Annotated in this window: 4 protein-coding genes, 4 tRNA genes and 1 rRNA gene; 8 read left to right on the top strand and 1 reads right to left on the bottom strand. The window is 51.6% G+C overall.

The features are described 5' to 3' along the window. The 3 genes from rrf to birA all read left to right on the top strand — a co-directional run. Positions 1–87 (top strand): 5S ribosomal RNA (rrf, locus tag WFN61_RS20665); the annotation flags it as partial. 182 nt (positions 88–269) lie between these two features. After that, on the top strand, positions 270–1,298 hold the full coding sequence (murB, locus tag WFN61_RS20660) for a UDP-N-acetylmuramate dehydrogenase (protein WP_257759197.1): 1,029 nt from the start codon (positions 270–272) through the stop codon (positions 1,296–1,298). After that, positions 1,295–2,257 carry a bifunctional biotin--[acetyl-CoA-carboxylase] ligase/biotin operon repressor BirA gene (birA, locus tag WFN61_RS20655; protein ID WP_337039145.1) on the top strand — a complete coding sequence of 321 codons (963 nt, stop codon included), beginning with the start codon at positions 1,295–1,297 and terminating at the stop codon, positions 2,255–2,257. Before murB ends, birA begins: the two co-directional genes overlap by 4 nt. 31 nt (positions 2,258–2,288) lie before the next feature. On the opposite strand, the gene coaA is transcribed toward birA, so the two are convergent. Continuing rightward, positions 2,289–3,239 carry a type I pantothenate kinase gene (gene coaA / locus WFN61_RS20650; protein WP_337039144.1) on the bottom strand — a complete coding sequence of 317 codons (951 nt, stop codon included), beginning with the start codon at positions 3,237–3,239 and terminating at the stop codon, positions 2,289–2,291. Positions 3,240–3,640: 401 nt separating this feature from the next. Here coaA and WFN61_RS20645 point away from each other — a divergent pair. From WFN61_RS20645 to WFN61_RS20625, 5 genes are all read left to right on the top strand, one after another. Then, positions 3,641–3,716 (top strand) — tRNA-Thr (locus tag WFN61_RS20645). A gap of 8 nt (positions 3,717–3,724) precedes the next feature. After that, a tRNA-Tyr gene (locus WFN61_RS20640) sits at positions 3,725–3,809 on the top strand. Positions 3,810–3,924: 115 nt separating this feature from the next. After that, positions 3,925–3,999 (top strand) — tRNA-Gly (locus tag WFN61_RS20635). 6 nt (positions 4,000–4,005) lie between these two features. Next, positions 4,006–4,081 (top strand) — tRNA-Thr (locus WFN61_RS20630). 118 nt (positions 4,082–4,199) lie between these two features. Continuing rightward, on the top strand, positions 4,200–4,469 hold a 270-nt coding region (locus tag WFN61_RS20625), incomplete at its 3' end, for a GTP-binding protein (RefSeq protein ID WP_048955487.1).

Raw genomic sequence — 4,469 nt, 5'->3', positions numbered from 1 at the left:
TGACCCCATGCCGAACTCAGAAGTGAAACGCCGTAGCGCCGATGGTAGTGTGGGGTCTCCCCATGCGAGAGTAGGGAACTGCCAGGCATCAAACAAGCAGAAGGCCATCCGTAAGGATGGCCTTTTTGCGTTGTGTTCCGCAGACGGCAACGCTCCTGTAGGCCGGGCAAACGGCGTGCCTCCCGGCGTATTAACCTACAACGACAACCACAAGCGAACATCCAGCATATGGGGTACACTAGCCCTGTTTTTGTCTTTGGATGGCGTCTATGAATCACTCCCTTAAACCCTGGAATACCTTTGGCATTGCGCATAATGCGAACCACATCGTGCTTGCCAACAATGTGCAACAGCTCCTTAGCGCCTGGCAGAATGCGGTGCAGATCCAACAGCCTGTATTAATTCTGGGCGAAGGGAGTAACGTTCTCTTCCTGAATGATTTTGCCGGAACGGTGATTGTTAACCGCATCATGGGTATCGATACCACTGAAAAAACCGATGCCTGGCATTTGCACGTTGGCGCAGGAGAAAACTGGCACCGACTGGTTCAATATACGCTGAGTCAAGGAATAGCTGGCCTGGAGAATCTGGCCCTGATCCCTGGCTGTGTAGGTTCATCACCCATTCAAAACATCGGCGCGTATGGCGTTGAGCTACAGCGCGTATGCGAGTATGTCGACTGCGTTGAGCTTGCGACTGGCCATACCCAGCGCCTTACCGCTCAAGAGTGCCGCTTTGGCTATCGGGACAGCATCTTTAAGCACGAGTATCAACATAGTCATGCCATCGTCGCGGTAGGGATACGCCTGACGAAAGCGTGGCAGCCGGTGCTGACCTATGGCGATCTGGCGCGCCTCGATCCGGCTACTGTTACGGCACAGGACGTTTTTGATACCGTCTGCAATATGCGAATGAGCAAGCTTCCCGATCCGAAAGTAAACGGCAACGCAGGAAGCTTCTTTAAAAACCCTGTAGTGAGTGCGGAGACGTCGCGACAGCTGCTGACTCACTATCCTGATGCGCCGCACTATCCGCAGGCCGACGGCACCGTCAAGCTGGCTGCCGGTTGGCTTATCGATCGTTGCCAGTTAAAAGGCACGGCAGTAGGCGGTGCAGCCGTACACCGCCAACAGGCGCTTGTGCTTATCAATGAAAATCAGGCGACCAGCAAAGATGTGGTAAGTCTGGCGCATCATGTACGTCAGCAGGTGGGAGAAAAATTCAACGTCTGGCTGGAGCCAGAGGTGCGTTTTATTGGCCCAACGGGAGAGGTGAACGCCGTGGAGATCATCGCGTGAAGGACAATACTATTCCATTAACCCTGATTTCAATTTTAGCCGACGGCGAATTCCATTCAGGAGAGCAGCTGGGTGAACGCCTGGGAATGAGCCGGGCGGCCATTAACAAGCACATTCAGACCCTGCGCGACTGGGGCGTTGATGTCTTTACCGTACCGGGAAAAGGCTACAGCCTACCGGAGCCTATCCAGCTGTTAAGCCAGAATTTTATTAGCAGCCAGATAAACCAGGGCCAGGTTGCCGTGCTGCCGGTTATTGATTCAACGAATCAGTATCTGCTGGATCGTATCGGCACCTTACAGTCAGGCGATGCCTGCGTTGCCGAGTATCAGCAGGCGGGGCGGGGCCGGCGCGGGCGTAAGTGGTTCTCTCCTTTTGGCGCGAACCTCTACCTCTCCATGTACTGGCGTCTTGAACAGGGTCCCGCTGCCGCGATTGGCCTGAGCCTGGTGATCGGTATCGTGATGGCAGAAGTGCTGCGCGATCTGGGTGCTAGCCAGGTGCGCGTCAAATGGCCCAACGATCTCTATCTGCAGGATCGCAAACTGGCCGGTATTCTCGTTGAGCTGACGGGAAAGACGGGCGATGCGGCACAGATCGTTATTGGGGCTGGGATCAATCTGGCGATGCGGAAGGTTGAGTCTGACGTTATCAACCAGGGATGGATCAATCTTCAGGAAGCGGGGATCGCCATCGATCGTAATACCCTTGCCGCGCGGCTAATTAACGAGTTACGCGCTGCGCTGGAGCTGTTCGAGCAGGAGGGGTTAACCCCTTATCTTTCCCGCTGGGAAAAGTTGGATAACTTTATTAACCGTCCGGTCAAACTTATTATTGGTGATAAAGAGATAGTGGGTATTTCACGCGGAATAGATACACAAGGCGCACTGCTGCTTGAGCAAAATGGAGCGACTAAAGCGTGGATGGGCGGTGAAATTTCGTTAAGAAGCGCGGAATAATAGTGAAACAGGGAGCGTAGCGCTCCCTGTTTTATTTGCGTAACCGAACCTGCTCAACTGCATGATTAGCACTTTTAGTCATGATCAGGCTAGCGCGCTCACGAGTAGGTAAGATGTTCTCTTTCAGATTCAGCAAGTTAATCTCTTGCCACAGGGACGTCGCGACCTTCACTGCTTCCTCTTCAGAGAGCTTCGCATAGCTGTGGAAGTACGAGTCCGGGTTGCTAAACGCACCCTCGCGGAATTTTAAAAAGCGATTGATATACCAGCGCTGTAATAGATCTTCCGGAGCGTCAACGTAAATAGAGAAATCGACAAAGTCCGATACAAATACGTGGTGCGGATCGTGAGGATAATCCATTCCGCTCTGCAACACGTTCAGACCTTCAAGGATTAAAATATCGGGATGGGTAACCGTCTTATCCCCATCGGGAATAACATCATAAATAAGATGAGAGTAGACCGGGGCAGTCACATCCGGCACGCCTGATTTAAGATCGGCAACGAACTTCACCAGCCGGTGCATATCATAGGACTGAGGAAAGCCTTTCTTCTTCATCAGGCCGCGATCTTTGAGCACCTGGTTAGGATGCAAAAAACCATCGGTAGTAATTAACTCTACCCGGCGATGCTCAGGCCAGCGGCTCAGCAGCGCCTGCAGTACACGAGCGGTGGTACTTTTCCCTACGGCCACGCTGCCGGCAATGCTGATGATATACGGGATACGCTGCCCGTTAGTACCCAAGAACTGCTCCAGTACGGCCTGACGGCGCAGGTTAGAGCTAATATAGAAATTGAGTAAACGCGACAGAGGCAGATAGATCTCTGCAACCTCTTCAAGGGAGAGATCTTCATTAATACCTTTTAACCGCGCAATTTCCCCTTCCGTCAGGGTCATCGGCACCGAGTCACGAAGTGCAGCCCACTGGCTGCGGTTAAACTGTAAGTAAGGCGTCATTAACGTTTGCTCTGCTGCATTCATAAGCATGTTTCTGCGTGCCATTTATCGTCACCGTTCCGAGGATAAACGTTCAGCGATGCGCAGTCCTGAAAGACAGCTCAATAGCACGCTACATTGAAGTTTATTATGGACAATGGGCAGGAGGGTAACATCAGATTGCAGGTAAGGATAAGAAAAAATAGTGGCGAATAGTGCTTTCACTGATACGCATCACGTAACAGGATCGGCCCACGGTGATTTCGCCGCTTTTTGACATTCTCTTTCCGCTTTACGAAGCGATAAAACGTTGAATATTTGTTCGCCGTTGCATGAAATGACAGCATTTTTTCATGTCAGCGCACAAAATGTGAGCAAGAGAACGTTTTATGCGATTTTTTTGTTGCATGAACCCGCCAGGCTCCCTAGAATGCGCGCTACTTGATGCCGACTTAGCTCAGTAGGTAGAGCAACTGACTTGTAATCAGTAGGTCACCAGTTCGATTCCGGTAGTCGGCACCATCAAGTCCGGTGGGGTTCCCGAGCGGCCAAAGGGAGCAGACTGTAAATCTGCCGTCACAGACTTCGAAGGTTCGAATCCTTCCCCCACCACCACTTTCTGGCAGCATAATTGCCGCCTGAGCTGGTTAAAAAATTAAGCAGCTCGAACATAAAAAGAGAGCAATCTCTTTTTTGTTACAGAAAGAACTGGGTAGCCGAGTTTCAGGATGCGGGCATCGTATAATGGCTATTACCTCAGCCTTCCAAGCTGATGATGCGGGTTCGATTCCCGCTGCCCGCTCCAATACGTGCTGATATGGCTCAGTTGGTAGAGCGCACCCTTGGTAAGGGTGAGGTCCCCAGTTCGACTCTGGGTATCAGCACCACTTCACTTCTCCCTCCCGTTTCTCTCTGTTTACATTTAAAAGCATTCAACAAGTCGGGCATGTTGCCTGGTTGATGTGGTGATATCACCGATTTATCCGTGTCTTAGAGGGACAATCGATGTCTAAAGAAAAGTTTGAACGTACAAAACCGCACGTTAACGTCGGTACTATCGGCCACGTTGACCATGGTAAAACAACGCTGACCGCTGCCATCACTACCGTTCTGGCTAAAACCTACGGTGGTTCTGCTCGTGCATTCGACCAGATCGATAACGCACCGGAAGAGAAAGCTCGTGGTATCACCATCAACACCTCTCACGTTGAGTATGACACCCCGACTCGCCACTACGCACACGTAGACTGCCCGGGCCACGCCGACTATGTTAAA

The sequence above is a fragment of the Pseudescherichia sp. AS216 genome (genome assembly GCF_037152055.1).
GTDB lineage: Bacteria > Pseudomonadota > Gammaproteobacteria > Enterobacterales > Enterobacteriaceae > Pseudescherichia.
This window is presented reverse-complemented; position numbering and strand designations above follow the sequence as displayed.